The organism is Arthrobacter sp. MAHUQ-56 (assembly GCF_019710585.1).
Classification (GTDB): Bacteria; Actinomycetota; Actinomycetes; order Actinomycetales; family Micrococcaceae; genus Arthrobacter.
Genome location: NZ_JAIFZQ010000004.1, coordinates 95,081 through 115,715, shown reverse-complemented (window position 1 = coordinate 115,715; position 20,635 = coordinate 95,081). Strand labels below are relative to the sequence as shown.

The following is a 20,635-nucleotide window of genomic DNA, read 5'->3' as shown; positions in this document are numbered from 1 at the left end:
GATTTGCCCGGCTTTGCAACAATGGACAGGTGACTGTTGCAGCAACTTCTCCCGCCCCCAAGCTGGAACTCCCGCCCCTGAAGCTGGGTCCCATCACTGTGGACACGCCGGTGATCCTGGCGCCCATGGCCGGCATCACCAATTCCGCCTTCCGCAGGCTCTGCCGTGAATACGGCGGCGGCATGTACGTGGCGGAGATGGTCACCTCGCGCGCGCTGGTGGAACGGACCCCCGAGTCCCTGCGGATCATTTCCCACGACGACGACGAAAAGGTCCGGTCCGTGCAGCTGTACGGTGTGGACCCCGGTACCGTGGGCGCCGCCGTGCGGATGCTGGTGGAGGAGGACCGGGCCGACCACATCGACCTCAATTTCGGCTGCCCCGTCCCCAAGGTCACCCGGCGCGGCGGCGGGTCCGCGCTGCCGTGGAAGATCGACCTCTTCACCGCCATCGTGCAGACCGCCGTCAAGGAAGCCTCCAAGGGCAACGTCCCCCTGACCATCAAGATGCGCAAGGGGATCGACGACGACCACCTGACCTACCTCGACGCCGGCCGCATCGCCCGCGATTCCGGCGTCGCCGCCGTCGCCCTCCACGGCCGTACCGCCGCCCAGTTCTACTCCGGCCAGGCCGACTGGTCCGCGATCGCACGCCTCCGCGAGGCGCTGCCGGACATCCCGGTGCTGGGCAACGGCGACATCTGGTCTGCCGAGGACGCCGTCCGGATGGTCCGGGAGACCGGCGTCGACGGCGTGGTGGTGGGCCGCGGCTGCCAGGGCCGGCCCTGGCTGTTCGGCGACCTGCAGGCTGCGTTCGAGGGCAGTGACGTCCGGCACCGGCCCAACCTGCGCCAGGTGGCCGAGGGCGTGTACCGCCACGCCGAACTGATGGTGGAGACCTTCGGCGACGAGGGCAAGGCGCTGCGGGAAATCCGCAAGCACATTGCCTGGTACTTCAAGGGCTACGTGGTGGGAGGGGAGCTGCGCACCCGGCTGGCACTGGTCACCAGCCTTGAGGTGCTGCGCGATACCCTCGCGGAACTGGACCTGGACTCGCCCTACCCGGGAGTGGACGCCGAAGGCCCCCGGGGCCGTGCGGGTTCGCCCAAGAGGCCCGCGCTGCCCAAGGACTGGCTGGACTCCCGGGCCCTGAACGACGAACAGTCCCGTGACATCGCCGCTGCCGAACTGGACGTCTCCGGTGGCTGAGGCCCGTACGGCGGCGGCCGTGCTCCCGGGGTACGACGCCCACGACTCCGCCCGCTGGGTGGAGGAGCCGCCCAAGAGCGTCTACCGCTCCGACTTCGAGCGCGACCGCGCCCGCGTGCTCCACTCGTCCGCACTGCGCAGGCTCGGCGCCAAGACCCAGGTGGTGGCACCGGACACGGACGACTTCGTCCGGACCCGGCTCACCCACAGCCTGGAGGTGGCCCAGGTGGGCCGTGAACTGGGCCGCGCCCTGGGCTGCGATCCGGATGTGGTGGACACGGCATGCCTGAGCCACGACCTGGGGCATCCGCCCTTCGGGCACAACGGCGAATCGGCCTTGAACGAGGTGGCGCACGCCATCGGCGGTTTCGAAGGCAACGCCCAGACCCTGCGCCTGCTCACGCGGCTCGAACCCAAGGTGCTTACGGCCGGCGGCCAGCCCGCCGGTCTGAACCTCACCCGCGCAAGCCTTGACGCGGCGTCGAAATATCCCTGGTCCGCCCTGGAAGCGCCGGTGATCCACGGCCAGCGGACCAGCAAGTTCGGTGCCTACGAGGACGATCTGCCGATCTTCAACTGGATCCGCGAAGGGGCCCCGGAACGCCGGTCCTGCCTGGAAGCCCAGGTGATGGACCTGGCGGATGACATCTCCTACTCGGTGCACGACGTGGAGGACGCGATCGTGGCCGGCCATTTCCAGCTGCGTTGGATGGACAACCCGGACCACCGCGCCCGCGTGGTGGGCTACGCCAAGCAGTGGTACCTGCCGCACAATGACCCCGCCGCGATCGATGCCGCCCTCGCCCGGCTCGAGGCCACCGACGTCTGGGTCCGTGAAGCGGACGGCAGCCGCAAGTCCATGGCCGCCCTGAAGAACATGACCAGCCAGTTGATCGGCCGGTTCTGCCAGAGCGCCCTCGAAACCACCCGGGCCGTCTACGGTCCGGAGAACCTGACCCGGTATAACGCCCAGCTGATGGTGCCGGACGAGACGGTCATGGAGATCGCCGTGATGAAGGGCCTGGCCACCACCTTCGTGATGACCACCGAGCACCGGCAGCCCATCTACGAGCGCCAGCGCGAGGTGCTGCACGCCCTGGTCACCGCCCTGAGCGCCACGGGCGACCGGCACCTGGAACCGATGTTCGCGGCGGACTGGCGTTCCGCCGACGACGATGCCGCCCGCCTGCGCGTGGTCATCGACCAGGTGGCGTCATTGACCGACGGGTCCGCCCTGGCCATGTACGAGCGGCTGGTGGGGAGCCTGCCGTCGCTGTGGTGAGGAACGCCATAGGGTGCCTGTCGCTGCTATGCCGCGGGACTAGGATTGCTCTGTGGCTGGGCTGATCAAACGTGAAGATATCGACGAAGTACGCCAGCGCACGGACATCAAGGAAGTGGTTGACGGGTACGTCACGCTCAAGGGTGCCGGGCTGGGAACCTTCAAGGGCCTGTGCCCCTTCCACGACGAGCGCTCGCCGTCCTTCACCGTCCGCCCGCAGGTGGGCCGCTACCACTGCTTCGGCTGCGGCGAGGACGGCGACGTCATTGCCTTCGTCCAGAAGCAGGACCACAGCTCCTTCCAGGAAGCAGTGGAAAAGCTCGCCGCCCGCATCGGCTACGAGCTCCGCTATGAAGACGGGGGGACCGGCCCCAACCGCGAGGAAGTGGGCCGCCGCCAGCGGCTGCTGGACGCCCACAAGATCGCCGACGAATTCTTCCGCGCGCAGCTGCTCACGCCCGGTGCCGCCGAAGCCCGGAACTTCCTGTTCGGCCGCGGCTTCGACAGGGCAGCTGCCGAGCACTTCGGCTGCGGCTACGCTCCCCAGGGATGGGACGCCCTGCTGAAGCACCTCCGGGGCCGCGGCTTCACCGACGCCGAGCTCAAGCTCACGGGAATGTTCAGCGAGGGCAACCGGGGCATCTACGACCGCTTCCGCGGGCGCCTCATCTGGCCCATCAAGGACATCGCCGGCGACACCATCGGCTTCGGCGCGCGCAAGCTCTATGAAGACGACCAGGGCCCCAAATACCTCAACACCCCGGAAACCACCCTCTACAAGAAGTCGCAGGTCCTCTACGGCATCGACCTGGCCAAGAAGAGCATCGCCAAGGACCGCCAGCTGGTGGTGGTGGAAGGGTACACGGACGTCATGGCCTGCCACCTCGCAGGAATCACGACGGCGGTGGCCACCTGCGGCACGGCGTTCGGCACCGAGCACATCAAGATCGCCCGGCGGCTGTTGTCCGATGACGGCACCGGGGGAGAAGTTGTGTTCACCTTCGACGGCGACGCCGCCGGGCAGAAGGCAGCCCTGCGTGCCTTCGAAGAGGACCAGCGCTTCACCGCGCAGACCTATGTGGCGGTGGAACCCACCGGGGCCGATCCCTGCGACCTCAGGCTCAGCAGGGGTGACGAGGCCGTGCACGCCCTGATCCAGTCCCGCCGGCCGCTGTTCGAATTCGCGATCCGCACCACCCTGAAGCAGTTCAACCTGGACACCGTCGAAGGCCGCGTACAGGGCCTGAAGGCGTCCGTGCCGGTGGTTGCGGCCATCCGTGATGCCTCGACCCGGACGGGCTACTGCCAGGCGCTGACGGGTTGGCTGGGCATGCCGGACCCCAACGAGGTACTCCGCCTTGTCACCGCCGAGGTGAAGAACGCAGCGAAGCGCGGGGACACGGGCCGTTCCGCCGGGCCGGGCACGCCCAACCACGGCCAGCAGCAACGGAGCCCCGGATTCGAGGGCAGGGGGCACCAAGGCAACGACGGGCGGGCACCCGGGGGCGGTCCCGGCGTAGCTGAAGGGCCGCCGTCGGGCGCTGTGCCGTCCTTCCACCGCCCGGACCCGCGGGACCCGGTAGCGTCCATGGAACGGCAGGCGCTGGAAGTGGCACTGCAGCAGCCCTCGCTGCTGGCCGGCGCGGTCTGGGACCGCTTCGCTGCCGCCCGCTTCGCCACCCCCGCCTTCCAGGCCGTGCACGACGCCATGCGGGCCACCGGCGCCGGGCTGGCTGTCGACCCCGTCCGCTGGGTGGAACACGTGATGCACGAGGTCCCCGAGCCCCTGCGGCCCCTGGTGTCCGAGCTTGCCGTGGTGCCGCTGCCGGCCCACACCGAGGAAGCGGTGCAGAAGTACTGCCGCGACATCCTGTCCCGCCTGTTTGAACTCCAGATCACCCGGGTCAAGGCGGATAAGATGGGCCAGCTGCAGCGCCTGGACGCGGCGGCGGACCCGGACACCTACCAGCGGCTCAACCGTGAACTGATGATGCTGGAAATGGAACGCCGGGCCCTGCGGGCAGACGCCTAGGCAGGCGGGAGGAGCTAGGGGCTGGCCCCGATTTCGTTTCCGCGCCAGGTGTTTGCTAGGCTAATACCCGCTTCATTCCTCCTTAGCTCAATTGGCAGAGCATTCGACTGTTAATCGAAGGGTTGCTGGTTCAAGTCCAGCAGGAGGAGCTTCCAATCCCCGTTCCGGCCTCCGGAACGGGGATTTTTTCTTGCCTCCGCAGCGCGTTTCGCGGGCCGGCGGTCCCCGCTCCGCCCCGGAAATCCGCCGATTTCCCTTGGCCTGAATCGTTTGCTAATGTCATACCTGCTTCATTCCTCCTTAGCTCAATTGGCAGAGCATTCGACTGTTAATCGAAGGGTTGCTGGTTCAAGTCCAGCAGGAGGAGCGCAACGAAAAAACCCCGTTCCTCCAGTCTGGAGGAACGGGGTTTTTCTGGCTTCTAGACGAAATCCATCTCCACCTGCAGGAACCGTTCGGCCTCGGCCACTGCCGCCAGGAAGGCCTCCTGCTCGGTGGGGGACTTGCGCGGCTCCCGCGGGTTCCACTCATGCGCCGCCGAATGGATCCGGACGAAGCCGGACCCAGGCGGTGCGTAGAAAATGCCGAAGCGCTGCACCGGCCATTCCGGCGAGGTCTCCGGGGCCACCAGCAGGGCGGCGTCGTAGGCGGGATTGAACCATTGGGCGATGGGCCGGCGGCGGTCCTCCGTGAACAGCCCTGCCGCGTACAGCGCGGCGGACTGCTGCCCTGCCTGCGCGCACAGCCGGTCCCACCACAGTGGCAGGATCCGGGCGTCGCACCGTTGCCATGTGGCCGGAAGTGGCGGTCTATCCTGCCAGTTGGGCACGGACATATTTTATCGCGCGATGAAGCCGGACGGCAGGTAAAAGGGGCTCTGGCAGGGCCAAACAATCAGCGCCGTTTCCACGGCCCCGGATTGACCCGGTACAGCAGCGCGGCACCCGCCAGCAGGCCCAGCACCAAGCCGATGGCCGGGTTGCCGAGGGCGCGGCCGGCAAAATAGCCGACGACGGCGCCGAGCACGGCCCCGAGGAACAGTCCCCGTCCATTGCGGTGCGGTTTGCGGTTCATGGCAGGCACCGGCTAGTGGATGGAAGGGACGGTGCGGGGACGGACCACCAGCCACAACGCGGCGATCGCGAGCAGGATGCAGGCAGCCTGCACCGCTCCCATCGGCAGGGCGCTGGTGATCCCAAGCCAGCCCACGACGGGGGAGATCAGGCCCGCCATCAGGAAAGTTGCGGCGCCCAGCAGGGACGCAGCCGTTCCCGCCTGCGACGCATGGCTTGCCAGGGCCAGCACCTGGACGCAGGGGAACATGAAGCCGGTGCCCATGATGTAGAACCACAGGGGCACCATCACGCCCCAGAGCCCCAGGCCCAGGCGGTCGAACACCACGATCAGCACGGCCATCAGGAACAGCCAGGCCGTGGCGAACGCAAGGATCCATTGCGGCGGCACAACCCTGATCAGGCGGGAACTGGTCTGCACGCCTGCCACGATGCCCAGGGAATTGATCCCGAACAGCAGCCCGTACTGCTGGGCGGAAAACCCGAAGACGTCCTGGAACAGGAACGGGGAGGCGGAGAGGTAGGTGAAGAGGCCGCCGAAGTTGAACCCGGCAACCATCAGCAGTCCCACGAAGATCCGGTCACTGAAGAGGGCCTTGTAGCGCTGCCCCGCCGTCATGCCGTTGTGCCCCCGTTTTTCCGGCGGAAGCGTTTCACGCACCAGCAGCAGGGCCGCCACGATCACCAGGCTGCCGTAGGTGGCCAGGAACACGAAAATCCCGGGCCACGGCATCACCAGGAGCAGCTGCGATCCGATCACCGGGGCCAGGATGGGCGCCAGGCCGTTCACCAGGGACATCCGCGAGAACATCCGCACCATCGCATATCCGGAGAACAGGTCGCGCACCATGGCCATGGCCACCACGCCGCCGCCTGCAGCACCGACGCCCATGAGCACCCGGAAGATCCCCAGCGTGGTGATGTCCGTGGAGAGCGCCGCACCCAGGGAGGCCGCGATGTGCAGCGCCGTGGCGAGGATCAGCGGCGTCCTGCGGCCGAACTTGTCGCTGAACGGGCCCACCACCAGCTGGCCGAAGGCAAACCCCACGGTGGTGCCGGCCAGGGTGAGCTGGACCTGCGCCTCAGTCACCCCCAGGCTCGCCTCCAAGGCGGGGAAAGCCGGCAGGTAAAGGTCGATGGTGAAGGGGCCAAGGGCGGTAAGGGCGCCGAGAAGGAGGATGTACAGAAGCTTCCGGCGGCGGCTGAGGAGGTCGCCCGGATTGGCGGGAGTGGTCACGGACAACAATCCTAGGCCCGGGCCGGGCTGTTTTTTCATCGTTGTAGGCCGCGCCGTCCGGCAAGCCCGGAAGTCCGCCCTGAACCTGAATGGTAGTTTGGGTGGCGTGGACTGTGCGGCTGCACATTTCCGCGGCACAACGGAAGCAATATCGACCCATCAGACCAGTAAGGCGGCACCGATGAGCGGACGTCACAGCGGGCGTACCAGCCCGGGATTGCGCTTCACCGCGCTGCCCGGGACGCTAAAACTCCTTTTCCGGTTGGCGCCCCGCCAGCTCAATGACGAGATCGCCTTCGCCAAGTTCGAACTGAAGCGCAAGGGTGTCCAGGTCGGAGTTGCCGCCGCCTTCCTCGCTGTCGCCCTCGTCTTCCTCCTCTTCCTGGTAGTAGGGCTGATCGTTGCCGCCATCATGGGCCTGGCCACCATCATGCCCGCCTGGCTGGCAGCCCTCCTGGTCTCCGCGGCCTTCCTGCTGATCGCGCTCATCGGCGGCCTGGTGGGCGTCGGCAGGTTCAAGAAAGCCATGCCCCTGCTGCCGGAGGAAACCATCCGGGGGATCAAGTACGACATCGGCGTGGCCAAGGAAGGATCCGCGTTCAACCCCGCCGTGCTGGATCCGGAAAGCCCCGAAGGCAAGGCCGCGAAGGCCGCCAAGGCCGAAGCCGCTGCCAAAGCCAAGGCCGAGAAGGAAGCCAAGGCCGCCCAGCACGACCAGGAGTACCCGCACGCTTCCGAGCCCGAGCTGGCACGCCGCCTGAACCAGCGCCGGCACCACCTGACCGAAGTCCGGGATGAACTCGGTACGGAACTGGACCTGAAGACCCAGGGCCAGTACCTGCTGGCCGCCGCGCAGCAAAAGGCGCGCGAAGGCCAGGTGCTCGCCGCCCGCACCAAGGACGCCGCCGCGCAGAAGCTGGCAGGCCTGTCCGGTTCCGCCAGCCTCCGGGAGCGCTGGAAGCCGCTGGCAGCCCTCGCTGCTGCCGGGACCGTCCTGGTGGTCCTGCTCCGGCGGCTCCTGCGCACCTACTAGCCCCGGCCACCACCAGCGCCGGGGTACGCAGCACGCACCACAGACCACACAGCACGCCATCACGCAGCGCACCATCACACGGCGCGCACCATCAGACGAGGCGCACCATCACAGGGCGCGACCGGAAGCGGCAGGAAGGAAAGGGGGACGGGTGAAGTTCATCGGTGCAGGCGCGCGGCCTGGCCGTCCCCAGGTGGACCACGACGCCGTGTTCACCATTCCCAACCTGCTCACCGTCGTGCGGTTCATGGGCGTGCCGCTCTTCATCTGGCTTGTCCTTGCGCAACGGGAATACGGAGCCGGGGTCGTCGTCCTGGCAGTCATGGCCGGAACCGACTGGATTGACGGCTACGTTGCCCGCCGCTTCGACCAGGCTTCAAGGCTGGGCCGGGTACTGGATCCCATCGCCGACCGCCTGGCCATGATCGCCGTGGCCGTCACCCTGGTGATCGCCGGCGTCGTGCATTGGCTGTACCTGGCCGCACTGGTGGTCCCGGACGCCGTGCTGCTTGCCTTGACGCTCTTCTTCTTCCGCGGCCACCCCGACCTCCCGGTGAGCGTAGTGGGCAAGGTCAGGACCGGCCTGCTGCTGCTGGGGACACCGCTGCTTGTCCTTTCCCGGCTGGACACCGGGGCCTCTGCCCAACTCTTTGCCGCCGCCTGGGTGGTGCTTGGCCTGGGCCTGGTGGGCCACTGGATCGCCGCCTACAACTACTTCTGGGCCATCCTGCGCAAGGGCAGGGAACAGAAACGGCACGACGGCGGGACCGCCTGATGGTTTGGGTGGCCGTCGGCCTGGCGGTCCTGGGCGCGTTCTGCCTCGCCCTTGGCGCGCAGCGCCAGGGCAGTGCGGTGAAAGCGGACACGGGCGGGCTGGCGTTGAGCTCCAACGGTTTCCTCCGCCTGCTGCGCAACCCCCGCTGGATGTTCGGGCTCCTGCTGCTGTGCACCGGCATGGCCATGAATGCCGTGGCGCTGGTGTCAGCCCCGCTCACGGTGGTGCAGCCCATCGGCGCCATAGCCCTCGTCATCACCACCATCATTAACGCGCGGGACCAGGACCTCACCATCAACCGGGCCACCGCAGTGTCGATCGCCGCCTGCGTGACGGGATCCGCGCTCTTCGTGCTGCTCGCCGTCAACGTCACCCAGGAAAGCCACCATGTCAGCCCGGAGGACGAACTGACCATCGTGCTCCTGCTGGCCCTTGCGGTGGGACTGTTCGGGACCCTGGCGGTGATGTTCAGGCACCGTATGAACTCTTTCGTCTACATCCTCGGCGCCGGCGTCCTCTTCGGCTTCGTGGCGGTGCTGACCCGGATCATCGGCAAGCACCTCCTTGACCCCAACGGCCTCTTCCTGCTGAACGTGCAGTGGTACTCGGTGCTGGCCATCATCGCCGCCGGCGGCCTGGGATCATGGTTTGTCCAGAGTGCGTACTCCACCGGCCCGCCGGACCTGGTCATCGCCGGACTGACCGTGATCGATCCCATGGTGGGTATCGCCATCGGCATCATCATCCTCGGCGAACTGCGCCCCGATGTGCACGCGGTCATGGCGATTGCAATGGGAACGGCGGCCTGCCTTGCTATCGTTGGGGTTATCGCCCTTTCCCGGCACCACCCGGAGGTCACCAAGCGCAAGAAGGACGCGCGGAAGGCCGCCGGCAGGCCGTCCCACTAGCCCGAAACCGCTTAACACCCAGCAATCCCACGAGGCCGCATGCCAATGCAACGCAGCCAACCGTGCTGCCAGTTCCATGCTGTCCGCACCGTGACCATCAGGAGTACTCCATGACCACGCCAGCCGACCAGCGCCCCCTCACCATCCTGATCGCCGCTGACACCTACCCACCCCACGTCAATGGTGCTGCCCAGTTCGGGTACCGCCTGGCCAAGGGCATGACTGCGCGGGGGCACAACGTCCACGTCCTCGCCTGCCGCGACGGCAAGGGAAAGAGCTTCACCGAATTCCGCGACGAGGCAACTGTCCACCGGCTCCGCTCCCACAGCGTCCCCACCCACGACACCTTCCGCATCTGCTTCCCCTGGGAAATCAAGAAGGAAATCAGCCTTCTGTTCGACCGAGTGAAGCCTGACGTCGTGCACATCCAAAGCCACTACATGATTGGCGAGCACGTGCTCTACGAGGCCGTGAAGCGCGGCGTGCGGGTCGTTGCCACCAACCACTTCATGCCGGAAAACCTCAACCCGTTCCTGCCATTCCCCCAGTGGTTCAAGGACATCATTGGACGGATTTCCTGGAAGGACATGGGCAAGGTGATGGGGCAGGCGGACGTGATCACCACGCCCACCCCGCTGGCGGCCAAGGCCATGCATGAGCATGCCTTCCTGCGCAAGGTCCTGCCCCTGTCCAACGGCATCGACTCGACCGCCTACGAGCTCCTGCCCGGCGAGCACATCGAGCCGCACCCGCACCCCACCGTGCTGTTCGCCGGCCGGCTGGCGGAGGAAAAGCACGTGGACGTCCTGATCAGGGCCATCAGCAAGACTCCCCGGGAGCTGAACGTGCACCTGGAAATCGTCGGCGGCGGCGAAGTGCGTGAGTCCCTGGAGGACCTGGTGCAGCGGCTCGGCCTGGGGGACAGGGTCAAATTCCTGGGCCTCGCCAGCGATGCCGACCTGCGCCGTGCCTATATCCGGGCCGACCTGTTCTGCATGCCGGGAACGGCGGAGCTGCAGTCCCTGGTCACCCTGGAAGCCATGTCCGCCTCCACCCCGGTGGTGCTTGCGGACGCCATGGCACTGCCGCACCTGGTGCGCGACGGCCGGAACGGCTACCTCTTTACGCCGAACGACAGCGACGACCTGGCGAAGAAGATCACCCAGGTCCTGGAGCTTCCCAAGGACGAACAGCTCGCCATGGGCCGGGCCAGCCGCGAGATGGTGGAGCCGCACAGCATCCAGGGCACCCTCCAGACCTTCGAGGACCTGTACCGCGGCGCGTCCTTCGAGGACAAAGTGGTCTAAACCCTTTCCCGGGTTTGCTAGAGTGTTTTTGCCCTGCCGGACCGCGGCGTTTCCACGCCGGCCGTCCCCGGGCAGTGGGGCTATAGCTCAGCTGGTTAGAGCGCGGGACTCATAATCCTAAGGTCCTCGGTTCAAGTCCGAGTAGCCCTACGTGCACGCAATGAGTCGCAAAACCGCGGCCGACGTCTTACGTCGGCCGCGGTTTCCGCTTTAACGCCGTGAATTATTGGCGCCAGGCCCATCCTGCGGTATGTTACTGGTCAGTAACATACCGTCTGTCGCTCCTGATGCATGGTGAGCGCTGATCATCAAAGAAGGTACCCATGGCCACCTCTGCTGCCGACTTCCAAGAGCTTCCATACGCCGACGGGGACTTCTACGCCTTCGAGCAGCTCCTTTCCGGCAAGGAGCGGGACCGGCTCGCCGAAGTCCGGGACTTCCTGGCACGCGAAGTCCGCCCCATTGCGGTGGATTGCTGGAACCGTGCGGAATTCCCGATGGACCTGGTGCCGAAGCTTGCCGGCGTGGACCTGGTAAGCCCGGTCCGGCGCCAGGGCTACTCGAACCTCTTCGCCGGCATGCTGCACGCGGAAGTCACGCGGGCGGACGCCTCCATCGCCACCTTCCTGGGCGTGCATGACGGGCTGTTCACCGGCTCCATCGAGGCGCTGGCTTCCCAAGAGCAGAAGGACGAGTGGCTGCCGGAGATCTATTCCCTGAAGAAGATCGGTGCCTTCGGGCTGACGGAGCCGCTGGGCGGCAGCGACGTCGCCGGGGGAACCCGTACAACAGCCCGGAAGGACGGTGGCAACTGGGTCCTCAACGGAGCCAAGAGGTGGATTGGCAACGCCACCTTCTCCGACTGGGTGGTGGTCTATGCCCGCGACGTGGCGGACAACCAGGTCAAGGGGTTCCTCCTGGACACTTCCCTGGCGGGCATCCGCACGCAAAAAATCGAAAACAAGATCTCGCTCCGGACGGTCCAGAACGCCGACATCCTCCTGGAAGACGTGGTGGTCCCGGACTTCTTCAAGCTGGCGAACGCCAACAGCTTCCGCGACGTCAACAAGGTCCTGAAGGTGACGCGCCTGGCTGTTGCCTGGCAGGCTGTCGGCCTGCAGCTGGCGGCGTTCGACGTTGCCCGGCGGTACGCCGTGGAACGCCACCAGTTCGGCCGTCCCCTGGCTTCGTTCCAACTCATCCAGGACCAGCTGGTCCGGATCCTGGGCAACGCCGTCAGCTCCATGGGCATGATGGTGCGGCTCTCCCAGCTGGAGGACGAGGGGACGGCCAAGGATGAGCAATCCGCGCTGGGCAAGGCCTTCGCCACCGCCCGCATGCGGGAGAGCGTGGCCCTCGGCCGCAGCATCCTGGGTGGCAACGGCATTGTGACCGACTTCGAAATGGCCAAGATCTTCGCCGACGCGGAGGCTATCTACTCGTACGAAGGCACGGCCGAAATCAACACCCTGGTCACCGGACGGGCCATCACGGGCATCTCTGCCATCGTCTAGCCGGGATGCGGCCGCCCGGGTGCACTTGACAGCGGCAGCAAAACCGACGGGCGAAGGTCCATGACGAACTGCAGCGGATTGACGTACTCCGCGCCGTCGCGGACACCCCAGTGGACGCAGCTGGCGGCCGGGCAGTGCCCGGGCAGGGCGGTGCCGATCACCTGGCCCGCGGCCACCGCGCTGCCCACCGCCAACGCGCTGTCCACCGGCTCGAAGCTGCTCCGCAGGCCGCCGCCATGGTCGATGGTAATGACGGGCCGGTCCACCACCACGCCCACGAAACCCACCGTGCCGGCGGCGGGGGACGTAACCTGCGCTCCGGCGCCCGCGGCGCCCAGGTCCACGCCCCGGTGCCCGCTGAGCCAGGGTTTGGGCGGGGGATCGAAGCCGCGGAGCACGGGCGGCCGCGGAGCCAGCGGCCAGCGCCAGGAGGGCGCCGCAACCATCCCGCCGGCCGCCGTCGTTATGTCCGGACCCACGGACAGTGTCCGCACGTAAGCTGCACTGCCAGGCAGGCTGGCAGGTGCACTGACGGGAAAACCTGCGGACGGGTGGCCTGCGGAGGCCACGGACGCGGGCAGCAACAGGAGGGCCGCCAGGAGGATGGGGGGTTTCATTCCGCCAGCATGCCCCCGAATGGGGACCCACGGCAGGCCTTTTTCCTGCTATGTGGACAACGGTTGCGGGCCGTCCCGCCGGTCCGCCGGACGCGGGTGCCTGTAGTACACTTGATGGAGCAGTTTGCTGCGCCCTCTACGCTTCCCGAACCAGTGGTCAACGCCAATGGTGTTTACCCCTGTCCGGATCGCGTCGGCACATCTCATTCAGGAGTGTGGGGGAGCAGTGGCTGACTACGCGCATCCAGCCCTCCGGCGGCCAACGCACCAGCGTTTGTCCAACGGAGGATCACGCTTCCTGCGGTCCGTGCCACGCGGCGCGGATGGGAAGGGCGATGGATGCCAGGAGCACGGCCCGAACCCGGGCCACGCTAATCAACCGTCAACTATTTGGCAGGGTAAGAAGCCTCCGGGCTCTCTCATGAATGACCTGCCGGGAAAAGGAGCGTCGGCATGCCCGTCGTAACCATGCGCCAGCTGCTTGACAGCGGCGTCCACTTTGGACACCAGACCCGCCGTTGGAACCCGAAGATGAAGCGCTTCATCTTCACCGAGCGCAACGGCATCTACATCATCGACCTTCAGCAGTCGCTGTCCTACATCGACCGCGCCTACGAGTTCGTCAAGGCCACTGTTGCCCACGGCGGCACCGTGCTGTTCGTCGGCACCAAGAAGCAGGCCCAGGAAGCGATTGCCGAGCAGGCAACCCGCGTCGGCCAGCCGTACGTCAACCAGCGTTGGCTCGGCGGTATGCTGACCAACTTCCAGACGGTTGCCAAGCGTATCCAGCGCATGAAGGAACTCGAAGAGATCGACTTCGACGACGTCGCCGGTTCCGCTTACACCAAGAAGGAACTGCTGCTGCTCAAGCGCGAGCTCACCAAGCTGGAGTCCAACCTCGGCGGTATCCGCAACCTGACCAAGGCTCCCTCCCTGCTCTGGGTCGTGGACACCAAGAAGGAACACCTCGCCGTTGACGAGGCCAAGAAGCTGAACATCCCCGTGGTTGCCATCCTGGACACCAACTGCGACCCCGACGAAGTCGACTTCCCGATCCCGGGCAACGACGACGCCATCCGCTCCGTGAACCTCCTGACCCGCGTTGTTGCCGACGCCGTTGCCGAGGGCCTCATTGCCCGCAACAGCCGTGGCACGGGTGCAGCCGAAGCTCCGGAAGAGCCCCTGGCCGAATGGGAGCGCGAACTCCTCGAAGGCAGCAAGGCAGAAGCTGCAGCCGCTCCGGCAGCAGAGGCTGAAGCCCCGGCGGCTGCCGAGGCTCCCGCCGAAGACGCCAAGTAAGACAAGTAAATCCGGATTCTCCGCGCTGTCCGCAGCCGGAGCTGCTGACAGGATGGCAGCCCACCGTCGTGGGCTGCTGTCCTGTCGGTCCGTACACCACCACACATTTCTAGACAGAGGGGTTCACATGGCGAACTACACTGCCGCGGACATCAAGGCCCTGCGCGAGCGCACCGGCGCCGGCATGATGGACGTCAAGAAGGCTCTTGACGAAGCCAACGGTGACGCCGAAAAGGCCATCGAAATCATCCGCATCAAGGGCCTCAAGGGCGCTACCAAGCGTGAAGGCCGCTCCACCGCTGAAGGCCTCGTGGCCGCCAAGGTCAGCAACGGCGTCGGCGTCATGATCGAGGTCAACTGCGAGACCGACTTCGTCGCCAAGGCTGACAAGTTCATCCAGCTTGCGGACAAGGTCCTGGCCATCGCCGTCGAGTCCGGCGCTGCCGACCTTGAGACCCTGCTCGCCACCGACGTTGACGGCAAGCCGCTGTCCGAGGTTGTCGTCGAAGAGGGCGCGATCCTGGGCGAGAAGGTTGTTGTCCGCCGCATCTCCCGCATTGAGGGTGCAACGGTCGACGCTTACCTGCACAAGACCTCCAAGGACCTCCCGGCCCAGGTCGGCGTGCTGTTCGCTGTTGACGGTGAAGGCGAAGCCGCTGCCACCGCCGCCCACGACGTCGCTGTGCACATCGCCGCGATGGCTCCGAACTACCTCACCCGCGAGGACGTTCCGGCCGAGCTCGTCGAGTCCGAGCGCCGCATCGCCGAAGAGACCGCCAAGGCCGAGGGCAAGCCCGAAGCCGCCCTCACCAAGATTGTCGAAGGCCGCGTGACGGGCTTCTACAAGGGCGAGGTCCTGGTTGACCAGGCGTTCGCGAAGGACGCCAAGAAGTCCGTGGCACAGGTCCTCGAAGAGGCGGGTGTCAAGGGAACCGCGTTCACGCGTTTCCGCGTCGGCTCCTAGTCGAAACTGCGAGGGGGTGGCCACTTCGGTGGCCGCCCCTTTTGCATGCAACGGGAACGGTGCCACCACCGGCCCCGGCAGGATACCCTTTTTTCAGACTCATCAACGGGAAGGCATCATGGAAGCCGTCAACACTGTCATCCATTCAGACAAAAGCAGGCGCCGGGTCCTCCTGAAGCTCTCCGGCGAGGTCTTCGGCGGCGGGAAACTGGGTGTCGACCCCGAAACCGTCCGCGACGTCGCCAAGCAGATCGCTGCAGCCGTCCCCGAAGTCGAAGTGGCCATCGTGGTGGGCGGCGGGAACTTCTTCCGCGGCGCCGAGCTGTCCCAGAGCGGCATGGACCGCTCCCGCGCGGACTACATGGGCATGCTGGGCACCGTCATGAACTGCCTGGCGCTGCAGGACTTCCTGGAGCAGGCGGGCGTGGAAACCCGCGTCCAGAGCGCCATCACCATGGGCCAGGTTGCCGAGGCCTACATTCCGCGCCGGGCCATCCGGCACATGGAAAAAGGCCGCGTGGTCATTTTCGGCGCCGGCGCCGGCCTCCCGTACTTCTCCACGGACACCGTGGCCGCCCAGCGCGCCCTTGAGGTCCACGCCGACGTGGTCCTCATGGCCAAGAGCGGCGTGGACGCCGTGTACACCGCCGACCCCAAGAAGGACCCCACCGCCGAGCGGCTCGAAACCCTCAGCTATGACGACGCCCTGCGCCGCGACATCCGGGTGATGGACCAGACCGCCATGACCATGTGCAAGGACAACAACCTGTCCATGGTGGTCTTTGGCATGGAGGGTGAGGGGAACGTCACCCGCGCCATCCTCGGCGAGAAGCTGGGCACACTGGTCACCGCCTAGCTGCGGCTAGGATGATTCCAGGACAGTTCCGTCCCCGCCGGCCGGCGGGGACGGAACCAGCAACAGAGAACCGCGTGTGTGCATGGACCGGTGCCCGGGACCGCACCAGAACCGTCAGGAGAAACCGTGATCGAAGAAACCTTGCTCGAGGCCGAAGAAAAGATGGACAAGGCGGTTGAGGTAGCCAAGGAAGACTTCGCTTCCATCCGCACCGGCCGCGCCAACCCCGGCCTGTACAACAAGGTCCTGGTGGACTACTACGGCTCGCCCACCCCGCTGCAGCAGCTGGCCTCGTTCGCCATCCCCGACGCCCGCACCATCCTCATCACCCCGTTCGACAAAACCGCCATGCGGGACATCGAACGTGCCCTGAGCGACTCCGAGGTCGGCGCCAACCCCTCCAACGACGGCAACGTCATCAGGATCACCATTCCTGAACTGACCAAGGAACGCCGCAAGGAGTACGTCAAGATCGTCAAGACCAAGGGTGAGGAGGCCAAGATCTCCATCCGCAACATCCGCCGGAAGGCCAAGGAGACCCTGGACCGCCTGGTCAAGGACGGCGAAGCCGGGGAAGACGAGGGCAGCCGGGCCGAAAAGGAACTGGACAGCCTGACGAAGGCCCACGTGGACGGCATCGACGAGCTGCTCAAGCGCAAGGAAGCAGAGCTGCTCGAAGTCTGATGGGCCAGGCAGAACAGGCCCCGGCAGCACGGGCGCGCACACGGGGGAAGCAGCCCAGGAGCAATCCGACGCCGAAGGCCGGGCGGAACCTGCCCGCCGCGGTTGTGGTGGGCGTGGCCATGCTGCTCGCGGTGCTGGGGGGACTGCTGTTCCTGCCGCTCGGCTTTGTTGCGGTCACCACCGCGTTTGCCGTCTTTGGCGTGTGGGAGGTCTACCGGGCCTTGGAAGCCAACGGCACCAGGATGCCCATCATCCCGGTGATGACCGGCACGGTGGCCATGCCTTTCGCCGCGTACTTCGGCGGCATCGAAAGCCAGCTGTTCGCCATGCTGCTCAGCGCCGTGGCCGTGCTTCTGTGGCGTTCCATCGAAAGTGCGGCAGGGTCGGCCAACAGCATCTTCGCCGGGGTCTTCACCCTGGGGTGGGTACCCTTCTTCATCAGCTTTGCCGCGCTGCCGCTGCACGCAGGGGGCACCACCCCGCTGGGACTGTGGCCCGGTGGGACCGTGCCCGAGGGCGCCTGGCAGATCGCCGTGATGCTCCTGCTGGTGGTTTCGAACGACACCTTCGGCTACCTGGTGGGCGCATCCTTGGGGAAGCACCCGATGGCGCCGAAAATCAGCCCGAAGAAATCCTGGGAGGGCTTTGCCGGATCGGTGGCCGGTGCCACGGTGGTCGGGGTCCTGGCAGCGGTCTTTGTGCTGGACAAGCCGTGGTGGGTCGGTGTCGTGCTGGCGGTTGGCACTGTCGCCGCCTCCACCGCCGGTGACCTCGCGGAGTCGATGGTCAAGCGGGAACTCGGCGTGAAGGACATGAGCAGCATCCTGCCCGGGCACGGGGGAGTGATGGACCGGCTGGACTCGATAGTGTTCAGCTCGCCGGTGGCCTTCGTCCTCTACGGGCTGGTCGCCGGCGCGTAATCCAGCCGGACGTCCTGCAGGCCCCCTAGGCGGTGCCGCCGGAGGCCCGGGACACAAACAGGGACGGACGGCCGGCGCCGGCCCCGTCACCCTAAACTGGTGCGGAAGCACTACGGCTGAAGAGCATTGAAGGAATCGAAGTGGCATTGGACATTCATCGGCAGATCCCTGCGTCCTTTGAGCGCGTACACCGCGGCGAGTACGGCTACAACGCCAAGCAGGTGGATGAGTTCCTGCGGCGGGCCCGCATCTCACTCGAGACTCCCGAGGCAGCCACCGAACCGGTGGACAGCTCCGACGTCAGGGCCGTCTCTTTCGATCCCGTCAAGGGCGGCTATTCGGCGGCCGTGGTCGACGCCGCGCTGGACCGGCTGGAGGACGCCTTTGCCCGCCGGGAACGGGATGAGCTGATTGCGGCCCGCGGCGAGGACGCCTGGCTGCGGGAGATTGGAAACCTCTCAGGCATCCTGCGGGGCCGGCTGCACCGCCCGGACGGCGAACGCTTCCGCAGGCCGGCCAGGAAGAAGGCCCGCAGTTACAACACCGACGACGTGGACCGGCTGTGCCGGGAACTCGTGGCCTACCTCGAACAGGACAAGCCGCTGAGCGTGGACAGCGTGCGCCGTGCGGTCTTCCGCCCGGCCGTGGGCCGCGACGGCTACGAGGAGTCGCAGGTTGACGCGTTCCTGGACCGCGTTGTGGAGCTGATGGCGGCCATCGACTGACCGGCCACCAGCCGGACATTTGTCACTCCGCGCCCGGCGGGGTGGGGGAGAGCGGCGTAAAGCGCCGCCAGACGTCCCGGTAGCCCCGGTAGCCGCGTATGGCGGACGCGGCCAGGAATGCAGCCCCGCACACGGCGCCCGCGACAGTTGACACCGCCGTTCCACTGCCCGCCAGTGACAGCAACAGCCCTGCAAGGACGGCAAGCAGGGCAGCGTTCGCCGTCGTTATGAAGATCATGCTGCTACCCGCCACGTGGCTGAAAGTGCCCCGGTTGCCGAAGAAATAGTAGGTTTGCTTCGAGCCGGCCTCGTCGTCATGGTGGGCTGCCATCAGGTAGGGGGCAACGCCCGGGTCCAGCTCCACGTAGGCGGCCCGCAGCCTGTTCATCGCCGTCACGTACATCAGGTCCTCGTGCGCCACGTTTTCCACCCGCAGCTGGGTCAGGAGCCCCACCGCGGCATCGACGAACAGGACAGCCACAGCCAGCAGGACAAAATCATCCGAAAACCCGGTGGCCTGGCCCACCAGGGCAACGCTGACCACGCTTGCCGAGGTGAAGGTCAGGAACATGCTGATCCGGGTCAGCACCTCGCCCTGCGCCGTGCTCCGCGACGCCAGCAGGCCCCAGTGCTCCGTGGCCAGCAGCTGCGCGCGGACGGATGCCGGGATTTCGCCCTGCCGGTGTGACGTTCCGCCGTCGTCGATGGACATGGCGTCATTGTCCTCCCGGTTACCGTTCCGTTGCCAGGGGCCGTTCCGGGGTATGCAGCCGGGTCATGATCCGCGGCATCGATGCGGGTACGCGGTGGGCGGTGGCCCGGGAAACAACGACCATGACGGCGAAGGCCGCGGGCACGGTCCAGGCCGCGGGCTGCGCCAGCCACGGAGGTGTCTGGCCGGTGCCGGCGACGGCACCGACGACCATGGCCCCGCCGCACAGCACTCCGCCGGTCAGCATGCCGGCGATGGCACCGGCATCCGTCAGGCCCCGCCACCAGATGCCCAGGAGGAGCACCGGGCAGACAGTGGAAGCGGTGAAGGCAAACACCAGACCGACGCTTCCGGCCAGGGCCAGGGAGTCGGTCATGAAGGCAAAGCCCAGCGGAACGACGACGGCCATGACGGCGGCGAGCCGGAACCCCCGGACACTGCCGCCCAGCACGTCCTGGCTGATGACACCCGCCAGGGACACCACCAGTCCCGACGTGGTGGACAGGAACGCGGCGAAGGCCCCGGCCACGACGAGGGCGGAGAGCAGATCGCCGGCCACCCCGCCCAACAGTTGTCCCGGCAGGAGCAGCACCATGGCGTCGGGCTGTCCGGCGCGGGCCAGGCCGGGCGCGAACACGCGGGCCACCAGCCCGTAGGCGGTGGGAAACAGGTAGAAGACGGACAGCAGTCCCAGCACGATCAGGGTGGTACGGCGCGCTGAATGCCCATCCGGATTGGTATAGAAACGGACCAGCACGTGCGGCAGGCCGAGAGTGCCGAAGAGCAGGGCCACCAGCAGGGACACGTTCTGGTACAGCCCGGCGGGCGGGGCACCGGTGGGGTTGGCAGCGGGCGCGGCCAGCGGCTCCGTCTCGTTCCCGGCGAGCACGAAGATGATGAACAGGATGGGCACGGCCAGGGCCGTCAGCTTGAGCCAGTACTGGAACGCCTGGACGAAGGTGATGGACCGCATCCCGCCGGCCACCACCGTCAGGCAGACCACCACCACGACAGCCACCGAGCCGACCCATGAGGGCAGGCCGGTGGCGATGCGGATGGTGAGCGCCGCGCCGTGCAGCTGGGGAACGATGTACAGCCACCCCACAGTCACCACGGCCAGGCTGGTGACTCTTCGGACTGCGGGCGATGCCAGCCGGGCCTCGGTGAAGTCCGGGATGGTGTAGGCCCCGGAACGGCGCAGCGGAGCGGCGACGAAGAGCAGCAGCATCAGGTAGCCGGCGGTGTATCCCACGGGAAACCAGAGGGCGTCGGTACCCGAGAGCAGGATGAGTCCTGCCACGCCCAGGAAACTGGCGGCGGAGAGGTATTCACCTCCGATTGCGGAGGCGTTCCACCAGGGACGGACCGTCCGTGAGGCAACGTAGAAGTCGCTGGTAGTCCGCGAGATGCGCAGCCCGTAGAAGCCGATGACGGCGGTAGCTACGGTCACCACGGCAATGGCGGCGAGTGCGACGCCGGCGCTCACCCG

20 protein-coding genes and 3 tRNA genes are annotated in these 20,635 nt (G+C 66.8%); 17 read left to right on the top strand and 6 right to left on the bottom strand.

Annotated elements, in window-relative coordinates; translation table 11 throughout:
• The first annotated feature begins 29 nt into the window (after positions 1-29).
• The 5 genes from dusB to K4G53_RS02180 all read left to right on the top strand — a co-directional run bounded on the left by dusB (position 30) and on the right by K4G53_RS02180 (position 4,889).
• A complete protein-coding gene (dusB, locus tag K4G53_RS02200; RefSeq protein ID WP_221383861.1) occupies positions 30-1,208 on the top strand; it encodes a tRNA dihydrouridine synthase DusB in 1,179 nt (392 codons plus the stop codon).
• Positions 1,201-2,490: a deoxyguanosinetriphosphate triphosphohydrolase gene (locus tag K4G53_RS02195; protein WP_221383860.1), complete on the top strand. Its 1,290-nt coding sequence runs from the start codon at positions 1,201-1,203 to the stop codon at positions 2,488-2,490. Before dusB ends, K4G53_RS02195 begins: the two co-directional genes overlap by 8 nt.
• 52 nt (positions 2,491-2,542) lie before the next feature.
• Positions 2,543-4,522 (top strand): DNA primase, encoded by a 1,980-nt coding sequence (dnaG, locus tag K4G53_RS02190; RefSeq protein ID WP_221383859.1) that lies wholly within the window; start codon positions 2,543-2,545, stop codon positions 4,520-4,522.
• 76 nt (positions 4,523-4,598) lie between these two features.
• Positions 4,599-4,671 (top strand) — tRNA-Asn (locus K4G53_RS02185).
• Positions 4,672-4,816: 145 nt separating this feature from the next.
• Positions 4,817-4,889, top strand: a tRNA-Asn gene (locus K4G53_RS02180).
• Between the two features lie 54 nt (positions 4,890-4,943).
• Here K4G53_RS02180 and K4G53_RS02175 read toward each other — a convergent pair.
• The 3 genes from K4G53_RS02175 to K4G53_RS02165 all read right to left on the bottom strand — a co-directional run bounded on the left by K4G53_RS02175 (position 4,944) and on the right by K4G53_RS02165 (position 6,832).
• Positions 4,944-5,351, bottom strand: a complete 408-nt coding sequence (locus tag K4G53_RS02175) for a hypothetical protein (protein ID WP_221383858.1) — start codon at positions 5,349-5,351, stop codon at positions 4,944-4,946.
• Between the two features lie 65 nt (positions 5,352-5,416).
• On the bottom strand, positions 5,417-5,596 hold the full coding sequence (locus K4G53_RS02170; protein WP_221383857.1) for a hypothetical protein: 180 nt from the start codon (positions 5,594-5,596) through the stop codon (positions 5,417-5,419).
• Positions 5,597-5,608: 12 nt separating this feature from the next.
• Positions 5,609-6,832: a multidrug effflux MFS transporter gene (locus K4G53_RS02165; protein WP_308287800.1), complete on the bottom strand. Its 1,224-nt coding sequence runs from the start codon at positions 6,830-6,832 to the stop codon at positions 5,609-5,611.
• 181 nt (positions 6,833-7,013) lie between these two features.
• Here K4G53_RS02165 and K4G53_RS02160 point away from each other — a divergent pair, with 181 nt between their 5' ends.
• The 6 genes from K4G53_RS02160 (at position 7,014) to K4G53_RS02135 (ending at position 12,369) form a co-directional block, all read left to right on the top strand.
• Positions 7,014-7,865, top strand: coding sequence for a phage holin family protein (locus K4G53_RS02160; protein WP_221383855.1), 852 nt, complete (start codon positions 7,014-7,016; stop codon positions 7,863-7,865).
• Positions 7,866-8,016: 151 nt separating this feature from the next.
• The gene (locus K4G53_RS02155) at positions 8,017-8,640 is read left to right on the top strand and encodes a CDP-alcohol phosphatidyltransferase family protein (RefSeq protein WP_221383854.1); all 624 of its coding nucleotides are present in this window, start codon (positions 8,017-8,019) and stop codon (positions 8,638-8,640) included.
• The gene (locus K4G53_RS02150; protein ID WP_221383853.1) at positions 8,640-9,548 is read left to right on the top strand and encodes a DMT family transporter; all 909 of its coding nucleotides are present in this window, start codon (positions 8,640-8,642) and stop codon (positions 9,546-9,548) included. Before K4G53_RS02155 ends, K4G53_RS02150 begins: the two co-directional genes overlap by 1 nt.
• Before the next feature lie 110 nt (positions 9,549-9,658).
• Positions 9,659-10,855 carry a glycosyltransferase gene (locus K4G53_RS02145; RefSeq protein WP_221383852.1) on the top strand — a complete coding sequence of 399 codons (1,197 nt, stop codon included), beginning with the start codon at positions 9,659-9,661 and terminating at the stop codon, positions 10,853-10,855.
• 76 nt (positions 10,856-10,931) lie between these two features.
• Positions 10,932-11,005, top strand: a tRNA-Ile gene (locus K4G53_RS02140).
• A gap of 173 nt (positions 11,006-11,178) precedes the next feature.
• Positions 11,179-12,369, top strand: a complete 1,191-nt coding sequence (locus tag K4G53_RS02135; RefSeq protein ID WP_221383851.1) for an acyl-CoA dehydrogenase family protein — start codon at positions 11,179-11,181, stop codon at positions 12,367-12,369.
• Here K4G53_RS02135 and K4G53_RS02130 read toward each other — a convergent pair.
• Complete coding sequence (locus K4G53_RS02130) at positions 12,366-12,986, bottom strand: M23 family metallopeptidase (RefSeq protein ID WP_221383850.1); 621 nt, start codon at positions 12,984-12,986, stop codon at positions 12,366-12,368. The genes K4G53_RS02135 and K4G53_RS02130 overlap by 4 nt on opposite strands.
• 453 nt (positions 12,987-13,439) lie before the next feature.
• On the opposite strand from K4G53_RS02130, the gene rpsB reads away from it, so the two are divergent.
• The 6 genes from rpsB (at position 13,440) to K4G53_RS02100 (ending at position 18,434) form a co-directional block, all read left to right on the top strand.
• Complete coding sequence (rpsB, locus tag K4G53_RS02125; protein WP_221383849.1) at positions 13,440-14,285, top strand: 30S ribosomal protein S2; 846 nt, start codon at positions 13,440-13,442, stop codon at positions 14,283-14,285.
• A gap of 127 nt (positions 14,286-14,412) precedes the next feature.
• Positions 14,413-15,249, top strand: coding sequence for a translation elongation factor Ts (tsf, locus tag K4G53_RS02120; protein ID WP_221383848.1), 837 nt, complete (start codon positions 14,413-14,415; stop codon positions 15,247-15,249).
• Positions 15,250-15,367: 118 nt separating this feature from the next.
• The gene (pyrH, locus tag K4G53_RS02115; protein WP_221383847.1) at positions 15,368-16,105 is read left to right on the top strand and encodes a UMP kinase; all 738 of its coding nucleotides are present in this window, start codon (positions 15,368-15,370) and stop codon (positions 16,103-16,105) included.
• A 126-nt stretch (positions 16,106-16,231) separates the two neighbouring features.
• On the top strand, positions 16,232-16,789 hold the full coding sequence (gene frr, locus K4G53_RS02110; RefSeq protein WP_221383846.1) for a ribosome recycling factor: 558 nt from the start codon (positions 16,232-16,234) through the stop codon (positions 16,787-16,789).
• A complete protein-coding gene (locus K4G53_RS02105) occupies positions 16,789-17,709 on the top strand; it encodes a phosphatidate cytidylyltransferase (protein ID WP_221383845.1) in 921 nt (306 codons plus the stop codon). Before frr ends, K4G53_RS02105 begins: the two co-directional genes overlap by 1 nt.
• Before the next feature lie 140 nt (positions 17,710-17,849).
• Complete coding sequence (locus tag K4G53_RS02100) at positions 17,850-18,434, top strand: DivIVA domain-containing protein (protein ID WP_221383844.1); 585 nt, start codon at positions 17,850-17,852, stop codon at positions 18,432-18,434.
• A 22-nt stretch (positions 18,435-18,456) separates the two neighbouring features.
• On the opposite strand, the gene K4G53_RS02095 is transcribed toward K4G53_RS02100, so the two are convergent.
• Together K4G53_RS02095 and K4G53_RS02090 are read right to left on the bottom strand one after the other, a co-directional pair.
• Positions 18,457-19,146 (bottom strand): hypothetical protein, encoded by a 690-nt coding sequence (locus K4G53_RS02095; protein WP_221383843.1) that lies wholly within the window; start codon positions 19,144-19,146, stop codon positions 18,457-18,459.
• Positions 19,147-19,165: 19 nt separating this feature from the next.
• Positions 19,166-20,632 carry a cation acetate symporter gene (locus tag K4G53_RS02090; protein WP_221384056.1) on the bottom strand — a complete coding sequence of 489 codons (1,467 nt, stop codon included), beginning with the start codon at positions 20,630-20,632 and terminating at the stop codon, positions 19,166-19,168.
• Positions 20,633-20,635 lie beyond the last annotated feature (3 nt).

Bases quoted from the DNA above. Each gene is read 5' to 3' on its own strand.
- pyrH (WP_221383847.1), top strand. From the start codon at position 15,368: ATGGAAGCCGTCAACACTGTCATCCATTCAGACAAAAGCAGGCGCCGG.
- rpsB (WP_221383849.1), top strand. From the start codon at position 13,440: ATGCCCGTCGTAACCATGCGCCAGCTGCTTGACAGCGGCGTCCACTTT.
- K4G53_RS02170 (WP_221383857.1), bottom strand. From the start codon at position 5,596: ATGAACCGCAAACCGCACCGCAATGGACGGGGACTGTTCCTCGGGGCC.
- K4G53_RS02145 (WP_221383852.1), top strand. From the start codon at position 9,659: ATGACCACGCCAGCCGACCAGCGCCCCCTCACCATCCTGATCGCCGCT.
- K4G53_RS02130 (WP_221383850.1), bottom strand. From the start codon at position 12,986: ATGAAACCCCCCATCCTCCTGGCGGCCCTCCTGTTGCTGCCCGCGTCC.
- K4G53_RS02105 (WP_221383845.1), top strand. From the start codon at position 16,789: ATGGGCCAGGCAGAACAGGCCCCGGCAGCACGGGCGCGCACACGGGGG.
- K4G53_RS02135 (WP_221383851.1), top strand. From the start codon at position 11,179: ATGGCCACCTCTGCTGCCGACTTCCAAGAGCTTCCATACGCCGACGGG.
- K4G53_RS02150 (WP_221383853.1), top strand. From the start codon at position 8,640: ATGGTTTGGGTGGCCGTCGGCCTGGCGGTCCTGGGCGCGTTCTGCCTC.
- K4G53_RS02095 (WP_221383843.1), bottom strand. From the start codon at position 19,146: ATGTCCATCGACGACGGCGGAACGTCACACCGGCAGGGCGAAATCCCG.
- K4G53_RS02160 (WP_221383855.1), top strand. From the start codon at position 7,014: ATGAGCGGACGTCACAGCGGGCGTACCAGCCCGGGATTGCGCTTCACC.
- tsf (WP_221383848.1), top strand. From the start codon at position 14,413: ATGGCGAACTACACTGCCGCGGACATCAAGGCCCTGCGCGAGCGCACC.